A 26,082-nucleotide genomic window follows, 5' to 3' on the forward strand; every position below is an offset into this window, starting at 1 on the left:
CGCGGGCGGCCTGCTACCGTTTCAGCAGAAATACCGCCTGCTGGCCGAAAAAGTTCCAGAACCACCACGGCATCGAGAAGCCGATCCGCTGGCCGTTGGCGTCGAGCGCGGTTGCCTTTTCCACCGTCGCGCCCAGCTCGTCGCATAGATTGACGAAATCGCGAATGGTGCAGAAATGGATGTTGGGGGTGTCGTACCAGTAATAGGGCAGGTCCTTGGTCACCGGCATGCGGCCGTTGAAGAGCAGCGAAAAGCGTACCCGCCAGTGGCCGAAATTGGGGAATGAGACGATGGCGCGGTTGCCGATCCGGAGCAGTTCGTCGAGCACCAGCTTCGGATTGCGGGTCGCCTGCAAGGTCTGCGACAAGACGACAAAGTCGAAGCCCTTGTCGGGATAGAATTGGAGGTCCTTGTCGGCATCGCCTTGAATGACCGACAGGCCGCGCGCCACGCATTCGTTGACGCCGCGCTGCGACAGTTCCAGCCCGCGGCCGTCGACCTTCTTGGTCGCCTGCAGCAATTCGAGCAGCAGGCCGTCGCCGGAACCGACGTCCAGCACCCGCGACTGCGGCGGGATGAGATCGGCGACGACTTCGAGGTCGACGCGCTGGGCGCGGTTGACGCTCATTGGCTCGGCTCCTGCCTGGCGCATGGTCCTGATCCGAAAAGTCTGCAACTTTTCGGGGCCATGCGCTGATGCCTGGCGCATGATCCTGATCCGAAAAGTCTGCTACTTTTCAGGGTCATGCGCTGATGCCTGGCACATGGTCCTGATCCGAAAAGCGTGCAACTTTTCGAGGTCATGCGCCGAGCCCTCTAGCCCGGGCCGCCGAGGCGATGAAGCCTTTGATGGCGGCGAACAGTTCCGGCTCGTCGAGCAGGAAGGCGTCGTGGCCGCGGTCGGTCTCGATTTCGACGAACGATACCGAGGCGCCGGCCGCGTTCAGCGCGTGAACGACCGAGCGGCTCTCCTCGGTCGGGAACAGCCAGTCGCTGGTGAAGGAGACCAGGCAAAAACGGGTCTTGGTGCCGGCGAAGGCATCGGCCAGCCGGCCGCCATGGTCGGCGGCGAGATCGAAATAGTCCATCGCCCGGGTCATGTAGAGATAGGAGTTGGCATCGAAGCGATCGACGAAGGTCATGCCCTGATGGCGCAGATAGCTCTCGATCTGGAAGTCGGCATCGAAACCGAAGGTCAGCGCTTCGCGGTCCTGCAGGTTGCGGCCGAACTTGCGGTGCAGCGCTGCTTCCGACAGATAGGTGATGTGGGCGGCCATGCGCGCCACCGCCAGCCCCTTTTCCGGTCGCTTGCCGTGCTCGAAATATTTGCCGCCATGCCAGTCGGGGTCGGCCATCACCGCTTGCCTGCCGACCTCGTGGAAAGCGATGTTCTGCGAGGAATGGCGGGCGCCGGTGGCGATCGGCAGGGCCGAGAAGACGCGCTCGGGATAGCTGGAGGCCCATTGCAGCACCTGCATGCCGCCCATCGAGCCGCCCAGCACGCTGAACAGCTGTTCGATGCCGAAATGCTCGACCAGCATCAGCTGCGCCCGCACCATGTCGCGGATGGTGATGATCGGCAGGTCGAGCCCGTAAGGCTTGGCGGTTGCGGGATTTGTCGAGGCGGGGCCGGTGGAACCGAGGCAGCCGCCGATGACGTTGGACGAGATGACGAAGAACCGGTCGGTATCGATGATCTTGCCGGGGCCGATCAGCACTTCCCACCAGCCCGGCTTGCCGGTCACCGGATTGGTGTTGGCGACATGCTGGTCACCGGTCAGCGCATGGCAGACGAGGATGGCGTTGGAGCGCGCGTCGTTGAGCGTGCCATAGGTCTGGTAGGCGATCTGGAACGGCGACAGCAGCGTGCCGGCGTCGAGCTTGAGCGGCTTGTCGGCGCCGAAACGCAACACCGGGCTCGACGGCTGGTCGGCCTCGTTGTTGGTTTTTCGCGCGCGCAAAGCGACCATCACATCTCCTTGCCCGGCCTTCAGTTGTCCGCCGGTCCGGGCAACAACCAGTCAGGGCAACAAAAAACCGGCCATGCCTTCGCAAAGCCGGTTACAAGATGCAAACGGCCCTTTAGCAAGTTGTTTAACGTGGCTGCAAGCCGACCGGCCAAATCACCACGGAACTGTCGCTGCTCTTCTAGGACTGACGCATGGCTTCGTCAACGGCAAGTTATTGATCCCGAATTGCCGCCCCTCGACATTCCGGGCCACGGCTTGTATTTCCGCTGCGGCTTCCGGATGGAGGCTTCCTCGACGGATTTCATGGAATGAGCCAGACACCGGATCAGACACGTCCAACGCCCCGCGCCGGCATCATGGACATCGAAGCCTATGTGCCCGGCAAGAGCGCGGCGCCTGAAGGTGTCGTCAAAGTCCACAAACTGTCGGCGAACGAGAACCCGCTCGGTCCTTCGCCAAAGGCGATAGAGGCCGCGCGCGCGGTCGCCGACAAGCTCGCGGTCTATCCCGACGGCAGCGCCAGGCGCCTGCGGGAGGCGATCGCCGAGGTGCATGGGCTCAATCCGGCGAACATCGTCTGCTCCAACGGTTCCGACGAGATCCTGGGCCTGCTTGCGCAGACCTACCTCGCGCCCGGCGATGAAGCCATCATCACCGAACACGGCTTCATGGTCTACAAGATCTACATACAGTCGGCCGGTGCGGTCCCGGTAACGGTCAAGGAGACCGATGAACGCGCCGACATCGATGCGATCCTCGCCGCGGTGACGCCGCGTACCAGGATCATCTTCCTTGCCAATCCGAACAACCCGACCGGCACTTACGTGCCGTTCCAGGAGGTGCGCCGCCTGCATGCCGGCCTGCCGCGAAACGTGCTTCTGGTGCTGGATGCCGCCTACGCCGAATATGTCCGGCGCAACGACTATGAAGCCGGCGTCGAGTTGGTGGGCAGCGCGGAAAACGTGGTCATGACCCGCACCTTCTCGAAATTGGGCCTCGGTGGCGCGCGGATCGGCTGGATCTATGCGCCAATGCACGTCATCGACGCGATCAACCGCGTGCGCGGGCCTTTCAACGTCAATGCGACGGCGATCGAGGCCGGCATCGCGGCGATCCGCGACCGCGCTCATATCGAGCGCAGCGTCGCGCATAACGAGACCTGGCTGGCCTGGCTGAGCGAGCAATTGACCGGGCTCGGGCTGCGGGTGACCCCGAGCGTCGGCAATTTCATCCTGATCCACTTTCCCGAAGACAAAAAGCATTCGGCGGCGGCCGCCGACGACTACCTCAGTGCGCGCGGCTACATATTGCGGCGCGTTTCCGGCTACGGTTTTCCCAACGCGCTGCGCATGAGCATCGGCACCGAAGAGGCCAATCGCGGCGTTGTCGCAGCACTCGCGACATTCCTGAAAAGCTAGGGCACCATGACCTCACCGATGTTCGAAAAGATCGCGCTGGTCGGCATCGGCCTGATCGGTTCGTCGCTGGCCCGCGTCATCCGCCGCGAGGGACTTGCCGGCCAAGTCGCGATTTCGACGCGCAGCGAAGCGACGCTGGCACGGGCGAGTCAACTCGGCCTTGGCGACATCTACACGACAGATGCGAAAGAAGCGGTTCGCGATGCCGATCTGGTCATCGTTTCGGTGCCGGTCGGCTCTTCAGGCACGGTCGCCGCGGAGATCGCACCGGCGCTGAAGAAGGGCACCATCCTCACCGATGTCGGCTCGACCAAGGCATCGGTGATCGCGCAGATGCAGCCGCATGTGCCTGATGGCGTGCACTTCATCCCCGGCCATCCTTTGGCCGGCACCGAAAAATCGGGACCGGATGCCGGTTTTGCCGAACTGTTCGAGAACCGCTGGTGCATCTTCACGCCGCTGCCCGGCACCGATGCCGCGGCACTGGAAAAGCTCTCGGAATTCTGGCGCCGCTGCGGCTCCAACATCGACACGATGGACCCGCAGCATCACGACATGACGCTGGCCATCGTTTCGCACTTGCCGCACATCATCGCCTACAACATCGTCGGTACCGCCGACGATCTGGAGTCGGTGACCAAGTCCGAGGTCATCAAATACTCGGCTTCCGGCTTTCGCGACTTCACCCGTCTCGCGGCGTCCGACCCGACCATGTGGCGCGACGTCTGCCTGCACAACAAGGACGCCATCCTCGAAATGCTGGCGCGGTTCTCGGAAGATCTATCCTCGCTGCAGCGGGCGATCCGCTGGGGCGACGGCGAAAAGCTGTTCGACCTGTTCACCCGCACCCGCGCTGTCCGCCGCTCGATTATCGAGGCCGGCCAGGACATCGACGTACCGGATTTCGGCCGCCAGGCAGTCGAACACCCGCCGAAGGGATAAGCCGCGGCAAGCCGATCGCAGGCCGTACCGCCCCAGAACGGTTCATCGTTTCACGGAAACGCCGAACCGGTCTATCTTTTTGTTTGACGCAATCCGGACGGAAAACCGTTCACAATTTCCTGGAATTGCTCTAGTCGAGCGGCTTGATCTTGCCGAGCGGGATGAAGCCGAGCGAGGCCTTGCCCTTGACGATCTTCAGCGGCATCGACGGTGCGTTGCCGAGCAGCGCCAGTCCGGCGAAGCCGGTCTGGATTTCTTTCTTCTGCTCGGGGATGGCGGTGGCGAGGATTGCCGCCACGGCCTTCGGATCATTGAGCTTGATCATCAGGTCGGCATTTATGAGACCATCATTGTCGACCGACAGCGGTCCGGAAACGGTGATGCGCGCAGTTCCGGACGACAGATCGAGCTCGCGGATTTCGACCGCCTGGCCGCGCAGGCTCTTCGGATTTGCCTTGATCAGCGTCACACCGTTCTTCAATGTCACGTCGCCGCTGCCGTCGAGTGGCGGCAAGACGCGCCCGCCGATGGCCTCTGCGTCGATTTCGAGATCGGTGAAATTGCCGGCATAGTCGATGTCCTGGCCGTTTGGGCGCAATTGTCCGGTGGCGGTTCCGGCGCTGAACAGCGAGACAGGATCGGTGTCGTCCGCCGGATCGGTCTGGCCGGACAGGCCTTCTGCCTGCAGCGAGAGGCGCCCCGGCAGCGGCCAGGACAGCTTCATGTCGGCCCGCAGATCATCCCAGTCGATCCACAGCGGCGTCATGCCGGGAACAGAGGTCCTGAGCGGCCCCCTGAACTCGGCGGCAGGCGACAGAAGCCGCGTGATCTGCGTGGCGGCGTTGATTTTGCCTGTCGATGCAGCGACGTTGCGGCTGTCGTCCTCGTAAGCCAGACTGTCGCAGGAAAGGGTGAAGGTGAAGGGATAGCCGCTGACCGCAAGATTGGCGCAGTCGGCCTTGATGCCGTTGTCGTCGAGATCGGCGACCGCCCTTTCGGTTGCGCTCTCGACCAGATCCGCCAGGTAGAACCAGCCGGCGCTGTAGATGCCGAACAGCACGAGGATGAAAGCGGCAAGCCACAACAGGCGGCGACGTTGGCTGGGCGGCGGGCGCTCGTCACTTGACGTCATGCTGCGGCTTTCGTTAACGCGGGTGACACGGGCGGGCTGTCGCTTTCGGCAACAACAGGTAGACGGACTGAAACACCACCGGTGGGGTGGTTCGTCACAATCAGGCTTGGCGATATGGGCGATTTTTGGGTTTTTGGCTACGGCTCACTGATCTGGCGGCCGGGATTCGCACATGTCGAGACGCGGCGTGCCCGCCTGCATGGCTATCGCCGTTCGCTCTGCGTCTATTCTTTCGTGCATCGCGGCTCGCGCGAACGGCCGGGCCTGGTGCTCGGCCTCGACCGCGGCGGCTCCTGCATCGGGCTGGCGTTCCGGGTTCCAGGCGAGCTGCGCAACGAGGTCATCACCTATCTGCGCGAACGCGAGCTGGTCACCAACGTCTATCTCGAGCGTGTGCTCAGCGTTCGCCTCGACAAGCGTGAAACGGATGGGGGCGAGACGGTCGAAGCCATCGCCTATGTCGTGGACCGCAGCCATGAGCAATACGCCGGTGCGCTCGACGCCGCCGAGGCAGCAGCCGTCGTTCGCGGCGCCGTCGGCCAGTCGGGGAGGAATGAGGATTACGTGCTCAGCACGCTGGAGCACCTCGAAGCACTGGGTATAAGCGATCGCTGGCTGGAAGAGGTGACAAGACGGGTCGCGACGTAGCTTCTTTGGTCGTTGACCATGATGCTTTCGGCGTCGTGGTCCGGGCTACATCCTGAAAATCTGTTTGCCAAGATCGGCGCGATCCAGGCTGTTTGCCACGGCGAGCTTGAACTCGGTCAACGGGCGGAGACCGCCGACAGGAACGTGGAAGCCGGGCTGGCCGAAGATGTCGATGATCTCGCGTAGCACAGGTCGGTCGGCTTCGACCGGCGGCGAAAAGAAGTAGCGATAGATATTCGCCCTGATCTCCACGCCGCTCAGCAACACATCGAAATTGTGAAGTTCGAAGCGCTCTGCACTCATGCCGCCATTGATCACCATCTGCCCGCCGAGCGCCAGGGTGCGGATCAATTCGCCGCTGACAGGTCCGCCGACATTGTCGATAATCCCGTTCAATCCGGCGCCACCGGTGATATCCATCACGGCTTCCCGGATACTTGCCTTCAAGTCCGAAAGGTCAAGAATGGCGGCGACGCCAAGCGTCTTCAGATCGAAGCTTTGGTGCGAGCGCCGCACCAGCGCGATGACGTTGATGCCGCGTCGTTGGGCGAACTGCATCACCATTGTCGAAATCGACGAATAGCCGGCCGTGACAGCCAGCCACTGGCCAGGCCGCACACGGGAATCCACCATCAGATCCCACGCGGTAATGGGGTTCACCATCTGCCCGGCGCGTTCGACCGGATAGCCGGCAGGCAACGGGATCAGCCATTCGGCGGGAATGGCCGCGTACTCGGCCCAACTGCCATAATAGCTGAACGCGACGAGCGTGCCCGGTTCCAGCAAAACGTTCGCGCCAACGGCTTCGACGATGCCGGCGCCATGGTTTCCCGCGATCTGCTGGGGAAAATGCGGCTTCTTCGGTTCGGGATAGAGGTTCTGGATAAACAGGAAGTCGCCCGGATTGATCGAGGCCGAGACCATCCTGACCAGCACCTCGCCATCGCCGATCCGCGGCATCGGCAGGTCGTCAACGTAGAGCACGTCGCGCGGCGAGCCGATGGCGTCAAATACAATTGCTTTCATGCCGGTCTCCATAACAAACGATCCGGGGCAAACAGTCTGGGCTTGGCCAGACCGTGCCGAAATTTGCGTCGGCGCCGCGGAACTTATGGCCGGCCGGCAAAGGCCAGAATTGGCAGATTTGACAATCTATGTGCTAAACTTGCCAATTTCCTCAGAGGGGCTGGTTTGGAAGCCGGACACGGCGCGGCGGGTCGCGGTTTTGTGAAGCGCCAGCGGGTTGGAAAAGAGGCTATGCGTTTGACGTTGCCATGGCGCGACATAGGTTAGCCCGGTCGGCGGCTCCCACCCGCCTCAGCATGAATCACCATGGAGATCAGCCTTGCAGAAACGTCGTCTCGGTCGCACCGACCTATCCATCGCGCCATTGGTTCTGGGCGGCAATGTGTTCGGCTGGACCGCCGATGAGAAAACCTCGTTCGACTTGCTCGACCGCTTTGTCGACGCCGGTCTCAACGCCATCGACACGGCCGATTCCTATTCGCGCTGGATTGCCGGCCACCAGGGCGGCGAATCCGAAACCATCATCGGCAAATGGATGAAGAGCCGCGGCAACCGCGACAGGGTTGTCGTCATCACCAAGGTCGGTTCGGACATGGGGCAGGGCAAAAGGGATCTGTCCGCCGCCTATATCGAAAAGGCCATTGATGCCTCGCTGAAGCGGCTGCAGGTCGATACCGTCGATCTCTATCTGTCGCACTGGCCCGACCCTGCGACCCCGTATGAGGAAACGCTCGGTGCTTACCAGAAACTGCTCGACAAGGGCAAAATCCGCTATGCCGGCGCTTCCAACCTCGACGCCGCCCAATTGCGCGCCGCACTCGACGTAGCAAGCCTGCGCGGCCTGCCGCGCTACGAGGTGCTGCAGCCGGAATACAACCTCTACGACCGCTCGTTCTTCGATGGTCCGCTGCGTGATCTGTGCGTGGCCGAGGACATCGGCGTCATCACCTATTTCAGCCTCGCCAAAGGGTTTTTGAGCGGCAAGTACCGCAGCGAAGCCGATCTCGGCAAAAGCCCGCGCGGCGGCGGTGTGAAAGGGTATCTCAACGCGCGTGGCATGCGCATTCTCTCAGCGCTCGACGCCGTGTCGGCCAGACATTCGGCCAAGCCGGCGGAAGCGGCGCTGGCCTGGGTCATGGCGCGCCCCGGCGTCACCGCTCCGATCGCCAGCGCGACGACGCTCGGCCAGCTCGACAGCCTGGTGCGTGCGGCGTCGTTGCAGCTCAGTCCGGACGATATCGCCGAGCTCGACAAGGCCAGCGCATAGCCGCGCACGATCGTTCAAGACCCGCACCGCTGCCTTGCCTACCGTCCTACATCGTCACAGGATGCAGGGACGCCGCATGGCCGGACAGGTTCTTCTCGATCAGCAGCTATGGCAGCAATTGCTGGCGCTTGTGCTGGCATCGGCCATCGTCATGGGCAGCCCGGGGCCGGCGACGATAAGCGTCACCGCGGTCGGCGCCGCGTTCGGCCTGCGGGATTCGCTCCGCTATGCCTCGGGGATCGTTGTTGGCACGATCCTCGTGCTCGTGGTGGTGGCGACGGGCATCATGGCCGTTCTCGCCGCGTTGCCGAAGCTCGCGGCGCTGCTGGCGGTCGCCTCGGCAGCCTACATCCTTTACCTGGCGTTCAAGATAGCGGCGGCGCCGCCACTGACGGCACGCGTCCGTGGAGCGGCGCTTCCCACTTTCCTTGGCGGGTTTCTTCTGGCTGTTGCCAACCCGAAAGCCTATGTGGCGATTGCCGCCGTGTTCGCCAGCGCGTCTTCCGGCGCCGGCGGTCTCGGTATTTCAGCCAAGCTGGGGGTTCTCACCTTGATGATCGTTGCCATTCATCTCTTGTGGCTTCTCGCCGGCGCAGCCTTTGCACGTTTGCTGCGCAAACCGCTGGCTTCGCGGATCATCAATCTGGTGTTTGCCGTGACGCTGGTTGCAACAGCCGCCCTGGCTGCCCTGCCGTGAGCCCTTGTGGCATCTGAGGCCGTTGCCTCAGCCTTTCAATTCAGGTTTCGCGTCCAGCTCACCAAGCCTTTTCACCGCAGTCGGCGGCATCGGCGGCGGGTTCGGCGTTTGCGACGCCTCGACGAGGAGCTGGTCGCAGGCGGCCTCCGTCTCGCCGATCAGCCGTTGCATGAATTCGTCCTTGCCGAGGCCGGGCGGGATCGGCGACAGGAAGCGCGCCTTGATCGTGCCGGGATAGCGCAGGAATTTGCGGCGCGGCCAATAGAGGCCGGCGACGTGAGCGACCGGCACCACCGGAATGCCAAGTTGCGCGTAGAGTTCGACGATGCCGTATTTGTAGACCGGCTCGTCGCCCGGCGCCCGGCGCGTGCCCTCGGGATAGATGATGAGCTGGCGGGGATTGCGCGCCAATTCCTGTTTGGTCGCGGCGATCACCATCTTCAATGCCTTCGAGCGGCTGCCGCGGTCGACCGGAATCATCCGCATCTTCAAGATGTACCAGCCGAAGAACGGGATCCAGGTCAGCTCCCGCTTCAATATGTAAACGGGATCGTCGAGGAACGGCAGGAAAGCGATCGTGTCCCAGAAGGACTGGTGCTTCGGCGCCAGGATGAAGGAGCCTTCAGGCAGGTTCTCCTGGCCGGTGATCTCGCTTCTGGTGCCGGCGATCTTGTCGTAGAGCCACATGCTGGTGCGCGACCAGAATTTCGGCACGAACCAGGCGCGGTGGCGCGGCGACAGGAAATAATACGGGGTCCAGAGGATCATCTGGACGATCAGATTGAGGTAAAAGGCGAGATTGAACGCCAGCGAGCGGAAATAGAGCATACAGCAAGTGCCCGGTGAGGAGGTGTGCGTTGGTTACACCAAGCGCCGGCAAAAAGGAAACGGTGCGAGGCGGGCGATCGGCCCGGTTTTGCGGTAGGCCGTCCTTCGTCACGCCTGCCACGCCGCCTGCAGCAGGCGCTGCTTCAGGCGTGGGGCGGCGAAGTCGAGGAACGCGCGCAGCTTCACCGGCAGCAGCCCTTGGCCGGCGTGGACGAGGCTCACCGGCCATGGCTCGGGCTCGAACTCCTGCAGCACGGGGCGCAGCGTACCCGACCGAACCGCGGCGGCGATCTGGTAGGAAAGCAGCCTCGTCACGCCGACGCCAGCAATCGCCGCATCGATTGCCGCCTCAGCGGTGTTGACCCGTAACCTGGAGCGGACCGGTACGGTGAATTCGGCCTTGCCGGTGGCGAAACTCCAGGCGGAGGCGTTGAGCCCTTCGAAGGTGATCGCACTGTGTGCTGCAAGCTCTTGCGGCGTTTTCGGCGTGCCGTGCTCGGCGAGATAGGCCGGGCTCGCGCAAACGACGCGGCGGATCGAACCCAGGCGGACGGCGACCAGGCTCGAATCGGCAAGGGCGCCGATGCGGATGGCGAGATCGATGTGCTCTTCGACCAACTGGGTTATCCGGTCGGCGAGTGTCAGCCGCACACTTACGTCGGGGTAGGCGGCGAGAAAGGCGGTGACGACCGGCAGCACATGCAGGCGGCCGAAGACGATCGGCGCGGTGACGATCAGTTCGCCGGTCGGGGCGCTGTACTCGCCGGCGGCTATTCGCTCGGCCTCGCCGACCTCGTCGAGAATGCGACGACAGGCGGCGAGATAGGCGTGGCCGGCATCGGTCAGCGACAGCTGCCGCGCCGAGCGGTTCAACAGCCGTGTCTTCAGGTGCCTTTCCAGGTCCGAAACCTTGCGGCTGACCGTCGTCAGCGGAATGCCGAAGCGACGCCCGGCAGCCGAAAGGCTGCCTGTCTCCGCCGCGGCAACGAAAAGCGACATGGAGTGGAGGCGATCCATAACTTTCCCGAAAAAATTGACCCTTCCGAAGAATGGAAGGACGCATCGCAGATATGGCATCTGCTTCTCGAAGATGGAAGTATCTACTTTTCGGTGAGTAATGCAGCGTACTCGGCAGTTGAGGAGGGTCTTCATGAACGCTCACACCAGCGATGTTGCCTTCACACCGACGGTGAAGGCGATCCAAGCCCGCAAGGGCTCGCGCCAGGCCTATGCCCGTGTTGAGGAGCGTGGTGGCTGGCAGGCGGCAATCACGCCCGATCTCGCCGCCTTCATCGAGGCGCAGACCAGCGTCTTCCTGTCGACCGCCAATGCTGACGGGCAGCCTTACATCCAGCATCGCGGTGGGCCTGCCGGTTTCCTCAAGGTGCTCGACGAACGGACGATCGGCTTTGCCGATTTTTCCGGCAACAGGCAGTTCATCACCCAAGGCAATCTCAGCGACAACCCACAGGCTTTCCTGTTCCTCATCGATTATGCCCACCGGCAGCGCATCAAGATCTGGGGCACAGCGCAGGTCGTCGAGGGCGATGCCGAACTGATGGCAAAGCTGGTGCCGCAAGACTACAAAGCGCGACCCGAACAGGTCATCCTGTTTACCGTTTCTGCCTGGGATTCCAATTGCTCACAGCACATCCCGCAGCGTTTCGAAGCGGCCGATGTGGCGGCGGCTCTGGCCGAACGCGACAGGCGTATAGAACGGCTCGAGCAGGAGATCGCGCGCTTGCGCTCGGGTGCAACAGCCAGGGAATAAAAACTGCCGGTGCCGTTCAGTTTCCGCCCGCGGCGTCGGCCAGCGTGACGCTGTTGGGCGGTTGCTTCACCGGCATGATGCCACGCGCCAGCGCCAGCAGGTATTTGCTGTATTCGGTGAACAGCACGCGCAGCGCTTCCGGCTTGGTCAGCCAGCCGCCATTCCCAAGGTTGGTGTTGACCACCGGATAGGGTTCAAGCCTGGCGCCGTGCAGCAGCCGTCCCATTTCCAGCAGGCTGCGCGGCATGTGATAATTGTTGGTGACGAGGATGACGGTGCCGTAGGCGTGGTCCTCGACCCATTTGGCGCTTTCCTCGGCATTGCCGATCGTGTCGAGCGCGGCGCGGTCGATGTCGACGCAGCAGGAAAACAGCCTCTTGTCGCCGCCGGTCGCGGCCTGAAGCTGGCGGCGGCTGGCGGAGGGATGGACGCCGCTGATCAGCAGCCGCTCGCCCTTGCCTGACGCAAGCAGCCCCATTGCGGCGTCGAGGCGCGACTGACCGCCGGTCAGCACGATGATAGCGTCGGCCCTTGCCGGATTGGCGGGCGTCGTCAGACGGCTGACGGTATTGGCGAACCAGCCGAAGCCGGCGACAAACAACGCCACAAGACCGAGCAGAAGGAGAGCCGAGAGGCGTAAGGAGCGGGCTGCCAGCAGCCGCCCGTGTTTGGCGAACTGATCCGGCTTGGCAAATTCATCAGGCCCGGCGAATTCATGCGGACGCGCAACCAGCACTGGCATGCACCCAGCGGTATCGGTCGAGTCCCGAACGTCCATCATGAAATGGTTAACCCCGAAATACGGCCTTTGGTAGGAAAAAAATGCAATTTTCGTGACGATGCGTTTTCATCCGTGATCGATCTTTCCTTTAGCCGGCGTCCGGCTGGCGAATGTCGATGTCGCTGAGATAGGTAACCACGGTGAAATGGGAGGTTGCCGCGGTCAGCGCGCCGATCACCAGCACCATGACAGCGACCCCGAGATAACCCGCCGAGCCGATGGCGAAATTGCCGAACAGGGCGGTCGCCTGGTCGGCCTGCGGCGTTGCCATGTTGCGTGACGACCACCAGGAGAAGACGATGAAGACGAGGATTGCCGCGGCGCCGCCCGCCGCGGCGCCCTTCATGCCGGTGACCAGAAAATGCCGGCGAAATTCGCGCGCGATGAAGCGCGCCTCGGCGCCGACGAAATGCAGCACCTCGATGATGTGGCCGTTGCCGGCCATGGCGCCGCGCGTCGCGAACACCACGGTCAGCACCGTCGCCGACAGCATCAGCGCCAGCACTGCGAGACCGATCGTTACCGTGGTGCGGGCCATGGTGACCAGCCGGTCGACCCAGGTGCGATGATCGTCGAGCGATGCACTCGGCAGCTTCGGCGTGATCGCCGCGCGCAGTGCGGCGAAATCGGGCGGACTGTTCTCGTCGATGGTGATGATGATCAGGCGCGGCACCGGCAGCTCATCGATGTTCAGGCCCGAGCCCAACCAAGGCTCGAGCAGCCGGGCCGTTGCTTCGCGGTCGACGATCCTGGCGCTTTTCACGCCAGGGAATTCGCCGGCGATCTGCGAGGCCAGCGCAAGCGCGGCCTCCATGTCGAGGCCGTCGACCGGCTTGATCTGGATGGTCGCCTCGCGCGAGATCTGGTTCTCCCAGACCGAGGCGGTGTCACGCACCAGCGTGACTGCGCCAAACGTCAGGCAGGACAGAAACGTCATGATGGCGATGACCAGCACCAGCGCCCGGCCGGCGATGTTCTGCGCCGGCACGATCGGCGCCATCTTGCGCTGGACGCGGGGCTTGGCCGCTGCGGCGTCGTGACCCTCGAAATGTTCGACGGAGAGCTCAGTCATAGATGTCCAGCCTTCCGCCGGCCAGGATCATGCGCCGTGCGTCGACCTGTTCCATCAGGCCGAGGTCGTGCGTGGCGATCACCACGGCAGTGCCCAGCCGGTTGAGCTCGATGAACAGCCGCAGCAAGCGTCGTGCCAGCGGTGGATCGACATTGCCGGTCGGCTCATCGGCGAGCAGGATCTCGGGCTGCTCGATCAACGCACGGGCGATCGCGGCGCGCTGCTTCTCGCCGCCAGACAGCACCGGCGGCAGCACATGCATGCGTTCGCCGAGGCCGACCCATTTCAGCAGCTCGGTGACGTCGGTGCGGTAGGTCGCCTCCTCGCGGCCGCGCACGCGCAGCGGCAATGCCACGTTCTCGTAGGTGGTCATATGGTCGAGCAGGCGAAAATCCTGGAACACCACCCCGATGCGGCGCCTCAGATGCGGCAATTCGGTGCGCGAGATGCGCGAGCGGTCCTTGCCGAAGATGGTGATCAGGCCGCGCGTCGGCTTCAGCGACATGAACAAAAGCCGCAGCAACGTCGTCTTGCCGGCGCCTGAAGGTCCGCTCAGGAACTGAAAGGAGCGCTCCGGAATGTGCAAGGAGATGTCGCGGAGGATCTCCGGACCCATGCCATAGCGGAGGCCGACATTTTCGAAGCGGATCACTTTCGACGACCTGAAATTCTCGGCGGCAAGATGCCAGCCCTTTCTGTGGAAAGACCATCGGCCGGCATGGTTAACCGACGGTTAATTTGGGGGCTTTTCAAACGAGTCACAGGGGTTCCGGTGGGGAAGCGTTAACCATTTCCGTTTACCCAAAGAAACGAACAGCGAACAGGTGCCGTAGTGTTGGGCCACGATGGCTGAGGATCGAACCGCGCGCCCGGTTTCCGGCGAAATCATGACCGATGCGGCCGCCGAGCCGGAACGCATCATGCGCGACGTGACCGCCGACGTCATCGATGCCGATTATGAGGTGCTGCCCCGCCATTTTACGCGTCCAGACTTTGCGCCGCCGCCTGCGCGCACGATTTCCACCCCTTCGATCGAAGGCATGGACATGTTGCGCAAGCCGGAAACCGCCGTCGAACGGCCGTTATGGGTGCACGGTGGGCCGATCTTCTGGATTGCCGGCGTCGGTGCCGCCTTGGCCGCCTTCTGGATTTCGGGCGGCCATGCGCTGGTTCGTTAGAACGGCGCCAGAAAATCAACAGGTCACCAGATAAACGATTTGCGACGCGCTGGGGACGGTTCGCGGGCGCCCTGCCAAAGATTTGGCCTTGCCAGACGGCTCGACATGCCTAGAAACGGGGTTGAAGACCGTTTTCGGTCAGCTTCGCCTACAAGGCGATCATTTCTGGAAAGGCGGCCAATGCCAGTTGTGCGCGGCAAGGACATCGAAGTCCTGTTTTCGGCGTCCGCCATCGCGCGGCGGAATCTGGAACTTGCCAAGGAGATCGCCGGGCACGACTACCACGACCTTCTGGTAATCTCGGTGCTGAAGGGATCATTCATCTTCGCCGCCGATCTTATCCGTGCCATGCACGATGTCGGCCTGTCGCCGGAGGTCGAGTTCATCTTCATCTCGAGCTATGGCGCCGGGACAACCAGCGGTGAGGTGAGGGTGCTGCGCGACATCGACAACGAGGTCGCCGGCCGCGATGTGCTTCTCATCGACGACATTCTCGAATCCGGCAAGACGCTGAGCTTCACCCGCGACCTCATGCTGTCGCGCGGCGCGAGGAGCTGTGCCATCGCCGTGCTGCTCGACAAGCGCATGCGCCGCCAGACCACGCTCAACGCCGACTATGTCGGCTTCGACTGCCCCGATTATTTCGTCGTCGGTTATGGCATGGACGTCGCCCACGCGTTTCGCGAATTGCCGTTCGTCGGCATGGTCAAGGGCGACGCTTGAGGCCTTTTTGATAATTCTACTCCGGCGGCCACCTGACGCAGTGTTCTGCGCTTCCTGCAGCGCAGCGCGTCCTTTGGACGCGCAAAGGACGCTGTAGCACTTTTGATTTTGCGCATGATGCTTTCCGAAATCGAAACCGAGTTCGGGATCAAGCGCGAAGCTCCCGGACTCGAACGTCCGCTCCGCTCCGGTTCTCGAAAACCACGCCATCTGACTCGCCGGAGCGAATTCTGAAAAGGCCTCATCGACACTCAGCGCCTTCAGGAAACATCAACTTTTCCTCGCCAAATATCCTGCCCATGGCAAAGCTCTTGATCGTCGAGGACGATGAATCCGTCCGCACCCTCGCCGCCCGTGCGCTCGAACGCGCCGGGCATAATGTCACTATTGCCGCCGACGGCGCGCACGGTCTTTCTCTGATCCGGGCGGCGCAAGGGGGCTACGACCTTGTGCTGTCCGACATCCGCATGCCGGAGATGGACGGCATCGAGATGGCCAAGGCGGCAGCGGCGCTGTTCCCGGCGATGAAGATCATGCTGATGACCGGCTTTGCCGATCAGCGCGAGCGCGCCGAGGAATTGGACGGCGTTATTCTCGATGTCGTGCAAAAGCCGTTCACGCTGGCTGAAATTCGCGCCCGCGTCGAACAGGCGCTCGCCTGTTTCGCCTAAAGCCCAAGGCCGACCGCCTTCACGCAGGGTCGCAGGTCGCAGCGATGGCTGGCGCGCCGCTCCGGCGCCGGCTGGCATTGAGCGCAAACAGGCCGGCGCCGATGATGAGGGCTGCGCCGGCCGCCGTCGCCGGTCGCGGCACTTCGGCAAAGAACAGAAAACCCCATAGCGGCGACCAGATGATACCGGTGTATTCGAAGGTGGCGACGCTGTTGGCGGGCGCCAACCGGTAGGCCTGCGACAACAGGATCATGCCGGCCGAGGCAACGAAGCCGCATGCCCCCATCTTCAGCAGATCCGACGTCGTCGGCCAGACCCATGGCCGGACTAGGAATTCGAGGCTCGGATGCACGGCATGGTCGATGTCTGCCAGCCAAAACAGCCCCGCCACCAGGGCAGCACCGGCCAGATAGGCGCCGTTCTGGTAAAACGCCATAACGGTCGAGGATTCGGTGTCGCCGATCTTGCGTGCCATCAGTTGCGAAAAACCGTAGAGCAGAGCCGAGCCTAGCGACAGCAGCGCCGCCCAGTCGAACACGCCGGCACCCGGGCGCGCCATCACCAGCACGCCGAGCATGCCGACCAGGACGGTGGCGAGCGCCTGCCAGGACACGCGTTCGCCGAGATACGGGCCGGCCAGCGCCATGATGAACAGTGGCGCCATGAAATAGAGCGCCACCGCGTCGGCCAGCGGCAGGGCGGCGATTGCCAGATAGTAGGCCGTGTAGGAGGTGAACTGGATGAAGGCGCGCATCGTCAACATGCCGAACCGCTTCGACTGGATCGCCTGCAATCCGACGTCGGCGTGGACGAGGAAAACCAGGATCGGCAGGGCGACGATCGAGCGGATCGCCATCACCTCGGTGACGGGATAGCGGCTCGACACCGCCTTGACCAGCGGGTCCTGCAGTGAAAAGACCAACACGCCGAGACAGAGGCTGAGGATGCCGAGCACAAGCCGATTCTGCATGGGCGCTCCGGTCTCCTGCGCGCCGGCCGGAAGCAGGCCTGCATCCGGGTAAAAAGAACCCGCCACCGTTTCGGGCAGCGGGTACGAGTGAGGACTTTTGATTGGTCCGCGGCCGATTTCGCGGCCGCATATCCAATGGGTGAGGCGACTATCGTCCGCCGTTTGACATGTTGCAAACGAATTGGAATGATGCCAGCAATCAGATTTTCTTATGGCGGGCACATGCGACCCAATCTCGACAGCGACCTCTTGCGCACCTTCGTCGCGGTCGCCGACACCGGCAATTTCACCAAGGCGGCGGAGCGGGCCGGCCGCACCCAGTCGGCGGTCTCGATGCAGATGAAGAAGCTCGAAAGCATGGTCGGCGACAGCCTGTTCGAGCGCGGCTCGCGTGGTGTGGCGCTGACGCGGCGCGGCGGCGAGCTCATCGCCAACGCCAGGCGCATCGTTTCGCTGCTCGACGAGACGGCGGCATCGATGGTCGCGGCGCCGCTTGGCGGGCCGGTGCGCATCGGTATCCCGGAGGAATATGGCCACGCGATCCTGTCGCGCGCGCTCGGTGCCTTTGCCAAGCGCCATCCTCAGGTCGACATCACCGTCCGCTACGCGCATTCCGGTGCGCAGATCGCGGCGCTCGCCGCCGGCGAGCTCGATCTGGCGGTGGTGTTCGAATGGCAGGATCTCTCGGGCGGTGAGGTGCTGATGCATGATCCGACCGTATGGGTGACGTCGGAGCTGCATCACATGCATGAGGACCGGCCGGTGCCGATCGCGCTCTACAACCGCGCCGGCTGGTGCAAGGATTTCGCGATAAAGTCGCTGGAACAGCGCGGTCTCGCCTATCGTGTCGCCTACACCAGCGATACCAATGGCGGCCTGCGGCTCGCCGTCACCTCCGGGCTGGCGATTGCGCCGATCTCGCGCAGCAACATTCCGGCCGGCTGCCGCGAACTTACGGCCGCCGACGGCTTCGGCGACATCGATTCCTCGAACGTAGTGCTGCGGCGCAATCCGAACGCTTCCGGCGAGGCGATCGACGGCATGGAAGAGGCGATCCGCGAGGCGTTCACCAACCGTTAAACACGTCGCTCGGTCCGGCGATAGCTGCCACCACGGAGGACCGCGCACGGCGATCTTCCAAAAATGTAGAGTGCAGCCTTACTTCAGCTCCAGCAACCGCTCCAGATAGCTGCGCTCGATATCGGGGCTGAGCGCGTTGCCGAGCCGCTTGCGGATTGCCTCGAGGATCTGGCGGGCGCGCTGCACGTCGATCTCGTCAGGCACTCTCACCGAACTTCCGTCATCGGGACCCTCGCTGGTGCGGGGCCGCCCGAGCGGGTCACGGTCGGCATTCTGCTGGCGTCCGCCCTGCCCGTTGCCGCCCTGGTCGCCTTGCATCGCTTGCAATTGCTTCATCATATCCTTGGCGCCCCTGCGCAAGGCTTCCAATGCGCGGCCCTGGTGGCCGACGGCTTGGTCGCCCTCGCCCTCGCCGAGCGCCTGTTCGGCATTGCCCATGGATTTGCCGGCTTCGCCAAACCCCTCATTGGGGTCGAGGCCCATGCCTTCGAGGCCCTTCCTCAATTGATCGAGCTCGCTCTGCAGCTTGCCCTGGCCTTCCTGCAATTGCTTCAGCGCATCGGCAAATTCCTGCGGCGTCATCGGCTTCGGCCGGCCGAGCGGATCGCGGTCGTCGCCCGGGCTGGGCTTGCCCTCTTCGCCCATCGGGCCTTGCTCACCGTTCTCGCCGAGTTGCTCGTCGCGGTTCTGCCCGCGCTGTTGCTGGCCGCGCTGCATCTGGTCCATACGGAAGGTGTCGTTCATCATCTCCTGCTGGCGCCGCATGATCTCGCCCAGCTTGTCCATCTGCTGGCGCATCTCGCTGTCCTGCTGGCCGCCTTGCTGCTGGCGGCCTGCCTGCAGATTGTTCATCATGTCCTGCAGCTCCGACAGCAATTGCTGCGCCTGGTCGCGATTGCCGGATTTCGCCAGGTTCTCGATTTGGTCCATCATTCGGTCGATGTCGCTCTGGCGCAGTTCCTGGCCGTTTTGCTGCATCTGTGGCGCATTCGGATTCTGCTGCGCCCGCGCCGCGAATTCCTGCAGGAACTGGTTCATCGCCTCGCGCAGTTCCTTCATCGCCTTCTCTATCTCTTGGTCGCTGGCGCCGTTCTTGATCGCATCCTGCAGCGCCTGCTGCGCCTGGCGCAGCCGCTTCTCGGCCGCCGACAGATTGCCTTCCTCGATGCCGAGCGCGATCTCCCAGAGGTAAGCGACCTCGTCGCGCAACTGGTCGTCGCTGTCGGCCATCTTCAGCCGGGTGCGGGCGCTCATGATGGCGAGGTAGTGCGCCATATTGTCGAACGTGTCTTCCGGCCTGAGCGTGATCGCATCCATCAGGTCGAGCACGCGGTCCTTGGCATAGGCATCGAGCGCCAGTATGCGGCGCTGCTCGACCACGGCCCGCGCCAAGGGGTTGGAGAATGGCCGCTCCGGCATCACCAGCGTCTTGGTTTCGCTGGTCGCCGTGTGTCCGGCGCCGTCGGTGGCGACAAGCGACAGCTTGACGTTGCCACCGGCCCAGACATGGTCGGTCAGATCCTTCGTCGTTTTGGCGGCATTGGCCTTGCCGCCGCGGCGCGGCAACGTCAGCGGCATTTCCGGCGGCCCATAAAGCGGATGCGCGTTGGGCACCTGCGGATCGGCCAATGCGAAAACCGCCTTGGCGGAGGCCGCGCCATAGTCGTCGTCGATCTGGTAGTTGAGCTCGAAGGCGCCGTTGACGGCGCGCTTCGGCTCACCGACAAAGCGGATCTGCGGCGGCTTGTCGGGGATTATGGCGAAGGCCCAGCGGCCGAGCTCGCCGTCGCCGGATTGCAGCGTCAGCATGCCGTCGGCCGTCAACTTGCCGCTGAACTGGCGCACGATGGAAGGCGTTGCCGTATTTGCCTCTGGCTTGGCTTGCGGCCCGGTCGGATCGATGGCGCGGGTGTTGCCGCCGGCGTCGGCGTAGCTCAGCGTTTCCTCGCCCGAACCGCCCGTGACGCGCAGCGACACGTCGCTGCCCTCCGGAACGGTGAAGGTCGGCGCCGCTTGATTGGCATTGTTGGCAAGGACAGGGGCGTTGAGGAATACTGGTGGCCTGCCGGTATAGGCCGGCGGCGTCACCCAGGCATCAATGCGCGGCGGCACGACGTCGCGCGCGGCACGGGCAACAAACCCGTCAGTCAGCTTGCCGCCCGACGGCCCGAAGGAGAAGGCAAAGGCGGTGACCAACAAAAGCGCCGCAACGGCGCGCAACGCCCACGGGTCATGCTCGGGGACGCGCGTGCGCGGCACGTCGCCGCCAAGCTCGCCCAGCCGGTCCGCCATGCGCCGCTGATGCTCGCGCCACAGGGCTCGCGAAAAAATGCTTTCCTTGCCGCTCGGGCGATCGGTCTGGACCTGCACCGGGCTGTGCAGCAACCGGTTGGCCGCTTCGATGCGGCGGTCGACCTCGGCACTGGATGGCGTGCGGAAGAAACGCAACGGATAGAGTGCGGCAAGCGCTGCGACGCCGAATGCCGTGATGAGACCGAATCGCGCTAAATCGGGCAAAAGCGGGAACAGACCGAGCCACGAGATACTGAGAAACAGGCTGGCGACGATGATCAGCGGCAGCAGCAACGGCCAGCCGCGCTCGACGATTATCGAGACCTGCGTCGCCAGCCGGCTCAAGGCAAGGCGCCCGGCCAGGCTGCGATCGCTGGTAAAGACGGGTCGTTGCGTCATCGGCCCTTCCTGGCCGGGCGGGATAGCCCGGACCTCACGAGTCTATCGCATGGGCCCGAAAAGTCGATTTTCGGGAAGCACGATGCGAAGACCCAAAATCTTAGCGCATACGTCGTGCATTCAGGCGGCTGCACGTCGCCCTAAGGATACCAACAAACACGGCGAAGGCGAGGCGGTTCCCCAAAACGTGAACAATAATGCCCCGGATATTGTCAAAATTTCGCTGGATTGGCGTTTGCGCCGCAGACCAGAACGGCAACGCGCTCGCCCACAGCCGGCCTGTAGCGGCCGGACAGGAGCGCCGCGAAGGCCGCCGCACCGCCCGGCTCGGAGATGATTCGCACCCGGTCCCACAGCGCCGCCTGGGCGGCGATAATGTCGTCGTCGCCGACGAGGATCGAGCGCTCGACGAACGCCTCGGCGATAGGAAACATCATTTCGCCGACACGCTTCGGCGCGAGCGAATCGGCGGCGATGCCCTCGGTCGAGGCATCGACAGGCCGGCCAGCCTCGAAAGCGCGGTGTAGCGTCGGCGCACCCTCCGGCTCAACGGCAATGATCCTGATGCGGCCGGAAAACCAGGCGGCGATGCCGCCGATCAAGCCGCCGCCGCCGACAGCGACCAGCAGCGTGTCGAGCTTCGGCAGGTCGGCCTCGATTTCGAGGCCGAGCGTACCTTGCCCGACCAGCGTCTCCTCCTGGTTGAAGGCGTGGATCTGCAGCGCGCCGGATTTTTCGGCGAAGCTCTCGCTGGCGCCCAGCGCCTCGGCATAACGGGCGCCGCCGACGATCAGCTCGGCGCCGTAGCCGCGGATGCGGTCCAGCTTGGCCGGCGGGCTCACTTCGGGAACAAAGATGGTCGCCTTATGGCCGAGCCGCATGGCGGCATAGGCGACCGCGGCGCCGTGGTTGCCGCCCGATGCGGCGACGACGCCAACTGCGGGAACCGGCCGTTCGAGGAGATTGGTGAACGCGCCACGCGCCTTGAACGAGCCGGAATGCTGCAGGCATTCGAGCTTCAGGTCGACAGGCAGAGGCGGGCGGCCGAAATCGGCCATGTCGACGCGCAGCACCGGCGTGTGGCGCACGAAGGGCCGGATGCGAGGTTCCATCGCCGCAATGCGCTCGCGGGTGATCGTGTGGCCATGCAGCATGCTTCACTCCCAGAGTTGACATTCAGAGTTGACATTACTTAGTAACTTGGCAAAGTCCCTAAATGCAAGAGGTCGACGTCTTCAAAGCGATTGCCAGCGAGCGCAGACTGCAGATCCTCGATTGGCTCAAGGACCCGCGCGCGCATTTTCCGCCGCAGGCGGACGGTGATCTGGTCGAGGACGGGGTCTGCGCGCTGCTGATCGCGGAAAAGCTGGGGATCACGCAGGCGACGCTCAGCGAGCATATGCGCGTGCTCACCCAGGCAGGGCTTTTGCGCAGCAAGCGTATCAAGCAGTGGATATTCTATCGCCGGAACGAGGACAGGATCGCCGAGGCCAGGGTGCTCATTCAGCACCGGCTGTAGCGCTGCAAGGTATCTCTCAGGTCAACCAATCAGGCACCGAATCCAGCCCGATCAATTCGTCATAGGTCTGGCGCGGGCGCACGATGTGGAAGCGGTCGCCGTCGACCAGCACTTCCGGCACCAGCGGCCTGGTGTTGTAGGTGCCGGCCTGGACGGCGCCATAGGCGCCGGCGGTGGCGACAGCGATCAGGTCGCCGGCTTTCAGCCTGGGCAGGTCACGGTCGAGCCCGAGATAGTCGCCGGTCTCGCAGACCGGGCCGACGACGTCGACCTTCATGCGCGGTGCCGCGACCGGCTGCTGCACCACCGGCCTGATGTCGTGGAAGGCGTCGTAAAGGGTCGGCCGGATCAGATCGTTCATCGCGGCGTCGACGACGAGGAAGTTCTTGGCGTCGCCCTCTTTCACGAAGATGACCTCCGAGACCAGGATTCCGGCATTGCCGACGATCAGCCGGCCCGGCTCGAACATCACTTTCAGCCCGAGCTTGGCGACATGCTTCCTGACGATCTGGGCATAGGCTTCGGGCAAAGGCGGCGGGTTGTTGTCGACGCGGTAGGGAATGCCGAGGCCACCACCGACATCGATATGCTCAATGGCATGCCCGTCGGCACGCAACGCGCCGACCAGTTCCACCAGCAGCGCGAAGGCGTCGTCGAAGGGCTGCAATTCGGTGATCTGGCTGCCGATATGGGTATCTATGCCGGTGATCCTGATGCCCGGCAACTCAGCCGCGCGGGCATAAACCTTCCGCGCCTGCTGCCAGGGAATGCCGAACTTGTTCTCGGCCTTCCCAGTCGAAATCTTCTTGTGCGTCCTGGCGTCGACATCCGGGTTGATGCGCAGCGAGATCGGCGCGATCTTGCCCAGCGCGGTGGCGCGGGCCGACAGCAGCTCCAGCTCCGGTTCGGATTCGACGTTGAAACAGAGAATGCCGGCCGAGAGCGCAAAATCCATTTCGCGCGCGGTCTTGCCGACGCCTGAAAACAGGATCTTGCTTGCCGGAATGCCGGCGGCCAAAGCGCGGCGCAGTTCGCCTTCCGAGACCACGTCGGCGCCGGCGCCGAGCCTTGCCAGCACCTTCAACACAGCCTGGTTGGAATTCGCCTTCATGGCATAGCAGACGAGGGCGTCGAGCCCGGCAAAAGCTTCGGCAAAGACGCGAAAATGCCTGGTCAGCGTCGCCGTCGAATAGCAATAAAACGGCGTGCCGACACTGGCGGCGATATCTGATATCGCCACGTCCTCGGCATGCAGTACGCCGTCGCGGTAGTCGAAATGGTTCACGAGATCGGTCCGAAAATCAGAGCAGCGGGTCGAGGATAAATTTCTTGTCCTCGACAGGTTTTTCCGGCTCCGGCGGCAAAGGTTGCTTGGCCTTCTCGGCGTCCTTGCGCGCCTGCACGGCTGCCGCGTAGGGCGTATCGAGCGCAGCCTTCCTGCCGCAGGCCGCAACGGTCGCCATCGCCGCTAGCAGCGTCAGCGTCACTAAAATCCTGCTTCCGGTCATCGCGTCATCCGTCCGAAACTGTTGCCCGCAGCGCTTCTAGCCGAGTTTTGCGGCCATTGCACCCCGCGTCTTACGCCTTGGCGAGCCGCTTTTTCCAGTAGCGGATCTGCTTGCGCACCTCGGACGGCGCGGTGCCGCCGAAGCTTGTGCGGCTCTTTACAGAATTCTGCACGGCCAGAACCGAAAACACGTCTGCGCTGATACCGAGGTGAATGGACTGCAAATCCTGCAGCGAAAGCCTGTCGAGCCCGACCTTCTTGTCCTCGGCCAGCGCCACCGCCCGGCCAGTGATATGGTGCGCCTCGCGGAACGGCAGGCCGAGCGTGCGTACCAGCCAGTCGGCGAGGTCGGTCGCAGTCGAATAGCCGGCACCCGCCGCCTTTTTCATCGCGGCAGTGTTCACCGTCATGTCGCGCATCATGCCGGTCATCGCCGCCAGCATCAGGTCGAGCGTCTCTGCCGCGTCGAAGACGGATTCCTTGTCTTCCTGCATGTCCTTGCCATAGGTCAGCGGCATGCCCTTCATTACCGTCAGCAGGCCGACCAGATGGCCGGTGACACGGCCGGTCTTGCCGCGCACCAGTTCGGCGGCGTCGGGGTTCTTCTTCTGCGGCATGATCGACGAACCCGTCGAGAAGCTATCCGACAGCCTGACGAAACCGAATTGCGGCGTCGACCAGATGATGATCTCTTCGGCCAGCCGCGACAGATGTGTCGCGCAGATCGCCGCCAGCCCCAAGAATTCCAGCGCGAAATCGCGGTCCGAAACGCTGTCGAGCGAATTGCGCATCGGTTCGCGAAAACCAAGCGCCGTTGCCGTCTGGTGCCGGTCGATCGGAAAGCTGGTGCCGGCGAGGGCGGCCGCACCGAGCGGGCTTTCGTCCATCCGCTCGATCGCGTCGCGGGCGCGCGACAGGTCGCGCGCAAACATCTCGACATAGGCCATGCAGTGGTGGCCGAAGGTCACCGGCTGCGCCGCTTGCATGTGGGTGAATCCCGGCATCACCGTTCCCGCATGCTCCTCGGCCCGGGCGAGGAACGCCGTGATCAGGCCTTTCAGCGCCTCGGCGACACGAAAGCACTCGTCCTTGACCCAGAGCCTGAGGTCGACCGCCACCTGGTCGTTGCGCGAGCGGGCAGTGTGCAGGCGGCCGGCGGCAGGGCCGATCAAATCGGCGAGGCGGGCCTCGACATTCATGTGGATGTCTTCCAGCCTGGTCGAGAACTCGAATGTGCCGGCCTCGATCTCTGCCAGGATCGTGTTCAGCCCGTGACTGATTTTTTCTTGATCGGCCGCCGAAATAATGCCCGTTTGCGCCAGCATCTCGCTATGGGCGATCGAGCCGCGAATGTCCTGGGCATAGAGTTTGCGGTCGAACGAGATCGACGCGTTGATCGCTTCCATGATTGCGGCCGGACCCGAGGCAAAACGTCCGCCCCACATCTGGTTGCTGGCCTTCTTGTCGCTCATCGCTATAACCCGTGCTCCGGAGCAGTTTTTGAAAAATGGCAGACGGCAATAGATTTTTCCCGGCTTTGCGTCTCATCCTCGCCGCTTTGGTTGCGGGCGTGCTGGCCGGCGCGGTCGCGGTATATGTCAGGGAAAGCGGTTCTGGCAATAACGCGCCCGCGCAAGTGGCCGCCGGCGGCGGCAATGACGACGTCGCCTGCGCCGCCAGGACCGACCATGCCAAGAAGATCGCCGCGGCCGCTACCGGTCAAGTCGCCGCGCTTTTGCCGGCGGATCCGCCGCAATCGCTGAAAAGCCTCGCCTTCAACGGCCCCGACGGCAAGCCGACGACGATCGCCGATCATGCCGGCAAGACGGTGCTGCTCAATCTGTGGGCAACATGGTGCGCACCTTGCCGCGCCGAAATGCCGGCGCTCGATGCACTGCAGAAGGAGATGGGCAGCGACGCGTTTCAGGTTGTTGCAGTCAACGTCGATGCCGGCGACGATACCAAGCCGAAGAAGTTCCTCGAGGACACCGGCGTCAAGGCGCTCGGCTATTATCGCGATGCCACCATGGCGCTGTTCAACGACGTCAAGACGCGCGGCCTGGCGCTCGGTCTGCCGGTCACCATGCTGATCGATGGGCAAGGCTGCCTGATCGCCCATATGAACGGCCCGGCCGAATGGTCGGGGCCGGATGCCAAGCGTCTGGTCGAGGCAGCGCTTCAGCCGGGATAG

General features: G+C 63.5%; 27 protein-coding genes and 1 riboswitch. Of the genes, 12 read left to right on the forward strand and 15 right to left on the reverse strand.

Annotation, left to right across the window (positions count from 1 at the left end; genetic code table 11):
• Positions 1-13: 13 nt before the first annotated feature.
• Entirely contained in the window at positions 14-628 is a 615-nt protein-coding gene (gene metW / locus NKI22_RS03375) for a methionine biosynthesis protein MetW (protein ID WP_023721109.1), read from the reverse strand.
• 172 nt (positions 629-800) lie between these two features.
• Positions 801-1,970, reverse strand: a complete 1,170-nt coding sequence (gene metX / locus NKI22_RS03380) for a homoserine O-acetyltransferase MetX (protein ID WP_292661143.1) — start codon at positions 1,968-1,970, stop codon at positions 801-803.
• Between the two features lie 92 nt (positions 1,971-2,062).
• Positions 2,063-2,140, reverse strand: a riboswitch (SAM riboswitch).
• A gap of 138 nt (positions 2,141-2,278) precedes the next feature.
• Here metX and hisC point away from each other — a divergent pair.
• Positions 2,279-3,388: a histidinol-phosphate transaminase gene (hisC, locus tag NKI22_RS03385; protein ID WP_352817679.1), complete on the forward strand. Its 1,110-nt coding sequence runs from the start codon at positions 2,279-2,281 to the stop codon at positions 3,386-3,388.
• 6 nt (positions 3,389-3,394) lie between these two features.
• Positions 3,395-4,330: a prephenate/arogenate dehydrogenase family protein gene (locus tag NKI22_RS03390; RefSeq protein ID WP_352817682.1), complete on the forward strand. Its 936-nt coding sequence runs from the start codon at positions 3,395-3,397 to the stop codon at positions 4,328-4,330.
• Positions 4,331-4,460: 130 nt separating this feature from the next.
• On the opposite strand, the gene NKI22_RS03395 is transcribed toward NKI22_RS03390, so the two are convergent.
• Complete coding sequence (locus tag NKI22_RS03395; protein WP_352817685.1) at positions 4,461-5,462, reverse strand: DUF2125 domain-containing protein; 1,002 nt, start codon at positions 5,460-5,462, stop codon at positions 4,461-4,463.
• Positions 5,463-5,576: 114 nt separating this feature from the next.
• On the opposite strand from NKI22_RS03395, the gene NKI22_RS03400 reads away from it, so the two are divergent.
• Positions 5,577-6,110, forward strand: a complete 534-nt coding sequence (locus NKI22_RS03400; RefSeq protein ID WP_352483506.1) for a gamma-glutamylcyclotransferase — start codon at positions 5,577-5,579, stop codon at positions 6,108-6,110.
• A gap of 45 nt (positions 6,111-6,155) precedes the next feature.
• On the opposite strand, the gene NKI22_RS03405 is transcribed toward NKI22_RS03400, so the two are convergent.
• Entirely contained in the window at positions 6,156-7,136 is a 981-nt protein-coding gene (locus NKI22_RS03405) for a quinone oxidoreductase family protein (RefSeq protein ID WP_031194569.1), read from the reverse strand.
• Positions 7,137-7,455: 319 nt separating this feature from the next.
• Between NKI22_RS03405 and NKI22_RS03410 the strand changes: the two genes are divergently transcribed.
• Positions 7,456-8,403, forward strand: coding sequence for an aldo/keto reductase (locus NKI22_RS03410; protein ID WP_023721101.1), 948 nt, complete (start codon positions 7,456-7,458; stop codon positions 8,401-8,403).
• Between the two features lie 76 nt (positions 8,404-8,479).
• Positions 8,480-9,100, forward strand: a complete 621-nt coding sequence (locus NKI22_RS03415; RefSeq protein ID WP_352817688.1) for a LysE family translocator — start codon at positions 8,480-8,482, stop codon at positions 9,098-9,100.
• A gap of 27 nt (positions 9,101-9,127) precedes the next feature.
• On the opposite strand, the gene NKI22_RS03420 is transcribed toward NKI22_RS03415, so the two are convergent.
• Positions 9,128-9,928: a lysophospholipid acyltransferase family protein gene (locus NKI22_RS03420; protein WP_023721099.1), complete on the reverse strand. Its 801-nt coding sequence runs from the start codon at positions 9,926-9,928 to the stop codon at positions 9,128-9,130.
• Positions 9,929-10,036: 108 nt separating this feature from the next.
• Positions 10,037-10,945 (reverse strand): LysR family transcriptional regulator, encoded by a 909-nt coding sequence (locus NKI22_RS03425; protein ID WP_023721098.1) that lies wholly within the window; start codon positions 10,943-10,945, stop codon positions 10,037-10,039.
• A 133-nt stretch (positions 10,946-11,078) separates the two neighbouring features.
• Between NKI22_RS03425 and NKI22_RS03430 the strand changes: the two genes are divergently transcribed.
• Positions 11,079-11,699 carry a pyridoxamine 5'-phosphate oxidase family protein gene (locus NKI22_RS03430; protein ID WP_352483511.1) on the forward strand — a complete coding sequence of 207 codons (621 nt, stop codon included), beginning with the start codon at positions 11,079-11,081 and terminating at the stop codon, positions 11,697-11,699.
• A 16-nt stretch (positions 11,700-11,715) separates the two neighbouring features.
• Here the strand turns inward: NKI22_RS03430 and NKI22_RS03435 are convergent, their stop codons facing one another.
• The 3 genes from NKI22_RS03435 to ftsE form a co-directional block, all read right to left on the reverse strand.
• Positions 11,716-12,480, reverse strand: coding sequence for a YdcF family protein (locus NKI22_RS03435; protein WP_352483512.1), 765 nt, complete (start codon positions 12,478-12,480; stop codon positions 11,716-11,718).
• Positions 12,481-12,568: 88 nt separating this feature from the next.
• Positions 12,569-13,552, reverse strand: a complete 984-nt coding sequence (locus tag NKI22_RS03440) for a cell division protein FtsX (protein ID WP_023721095.1) — start codon at positions 13,550-13,552, stop codon at positions 12,569-12,571.
• Entirely contained in the window at positions 13,545-14,204 is a 660-nt protein-coding gene (gene ftsE, locus NKI22_RS03445; protein ID WP_023677923.1) for a cell division ATP-binding protein FtsE, read from the reverse strand. The genes NKI22_RS03440 and ftsE overlap by 8 nt, the downstream gene beginning before the upstream one ends.
• A gap of 235 nt (positions 14,205-14,439) precedes the next feature.
• Between ftsE and NKI22_RS03450 the strand changes: the two genes are divergently transcribed.
• The 3 genes from NKI22_RS03450 (at position 14,440) to NKI22_RS03460 (ending at position 16,124) form a co-directional block, all read left to right on the forward strand.
• Entirely contained in the window at positions 14,440-14,730 is a 291-nt protein-coding gene (locus tag NKI22_RS03450) for a hypothetical protein (protein WP_245278668.1), read from the forward strand.
• Between the two features lie 180 nt (positions 14,731-14,910).
• A complete protein-coding gene (gene hpt, locus NKI22_RS03455; RefSeq protein ID WP_023721145.1) occupies positions 14,911-15,453 on the forward strand; it encodes a hypoxanthine phosphoribosyltransferase in 543 nt (180 codons plus the stop codon).
• A gap of 299 nt (positions 15,454-15,752) precedes the next feature.
• Complete coding sequence (locus NKI22_RS03460; RefSeq protein ID WP_023721093.1) at positions 15,753-16,124, forward strand: response regulator; 372 nt, start codon at positions 15,753-15,755, stop codon at positions 16,122-16,124.
• A 19-nt stretch (positions 16,125-16,143) separates the two neighbouring features.
• On the opposite strand, the gene NKI22_RS03465 is transcribed toward NKI22_RS03460, so the two are convergent.
• A complete protein-coding gene (locus NKI22_RS03465; RefSeq protein ID WP_352483513.1) occupies positions 16,144-17,094 on the reverse strand; it encodes a DMT family transporter in 951 nt (316 codons plus the stop codon).
• A 222-nt stretch (positions 17,095-17,316) separates the two neighbouring features.
• Between NKI22_RS03465 and NKI22_RS03470 the strand changes: the two genes are divergently transcribed.
• A complete protein-coding gene (locus tag NKI22_RS03470; RefSeq protein WP_023721091.1) occupies positions 17,317-18,174 on the forward strand; it encodes a LysR substrate-binding domain-containing protein in 858 nt (285 codons plus the stop codon).
• Between the two features lie 78 nt (positions 18,175-18,252).
• Here the strand turns inward: NKI22_RS03470 and NKI22_RS03475 are convergent, their stop codons facing one another.
• Both NKI22_RS03475 and NKI22_RS03480 read right to left on the reverse strand, forming a co-directional pair.
• Positions 18,253-20,865 carry a TIGR02302 family protein gene (locus tag NKI22_RS03475; protein WP_352850153.1) on the reverse strand — a complete coding sequence of 871 codons (2,613 nt, stop codon included), beginning with the start codon at positions 20,863-20,865 and terminating at the stop codon, positions 18,253-18,255.
• A gap of 212 nt (positions 20,866-21,077) precedes the next feature.
• Complete coding sequence (locus NKI22_RS03480; protein ID WP_352817694.1) at positions 21,078-22,019, reverse strand: threonine/serine dehydratase; 942 nt, start codon at positions 22,017-22,019, stop codon at positions 21,078-21,080.
• A gap of 62 nt (positions 22,020-22,081) precedes the next feature.
• Here NKI22_RS03480 and NKI22_RS03485 point away from each other — a divergent pair, with 62 nt between their 5' ends.
• Positions 22,082-22,384, forward strand: a complete 303-nt coding sequence (locus NKI22_RS03485) for an ArsR/SmtB family transcription factor (protein ID WP_023721088.1) — start codon at positions 22,082-22,084, stop codon at positions 22,382-22,384.
• A 16-nt stretch (positions 22,385-22,400) separates the two neighbouring features.
• On the opposite strand, the gene lysA is transcribed toward NKI22_RS03485, so the two are convergent.
• The 3 genes from lysA to argH all read right to left on the reverse strand — a co-directional run bounded on the left by lysA (position 22,401) and on the right by argH (position 25,363).
• The gene (gene lysA / locus NKI22_RS03490; RefSeq protein WP_352817697.1) at positions 22,401-23,669 is read right to left on the reverse strand and encodes a diaminopimelate decarboxylase; all 1,269 of its coding nucleotides are present in this window, start codon (positions 23,667-23,669) and stop codon (positions 22,401-22,403) included.
• Between the two features lie 16 nt (positions 23,670-23,685).
• The gene (locus tag NKI22_RS03495; protein WP_023677931.1) at positions 23,686-23,892 is read right to left on the reverse strand and encodes a hypothetical protein; all 207 of its coding nucleotides are present in this window, start codon (positions 23,890-23,892) and stop codon (positions 23,686-23,688) included.
• Between the two features lie 70 nt (positions 23,893-23,962).
• Positions 23,963-25,363, reverse strand: a complete 1,401-nt coding sequence (gene argH / locus NKI22_RS03500) for an argininosuccinate lyase (protein WP_352958206.1) — start codon at positions 25,361-25,363, stop codon at positions 23,963-23,965.
• Positions 25,364-25,398: 35 nt separating this feature from the next.
• On the opposite strand from argH, the gene tlpA reads away from it, so the two are divergent.
• On the forward strand, positions 25,399-26,082 hold the full coding sequence (gene tlpA, locus NKI22_RS03505; protein WP_352817702.1) for a thiol:disulfide interchange protein TlpA: 684 nt from the start codon (positions 25,399-25,401) through the stop codon (positions 26,080-26,082).

This window comes from Mesorhizobium sp. M0778 (assembly GCF_040320105.1).
GTDB lineage: Bacteria > Pseudomonadota > Alphaproteobacteria > Rhizobiales > Rhizobiaceae > Mesorhizobium.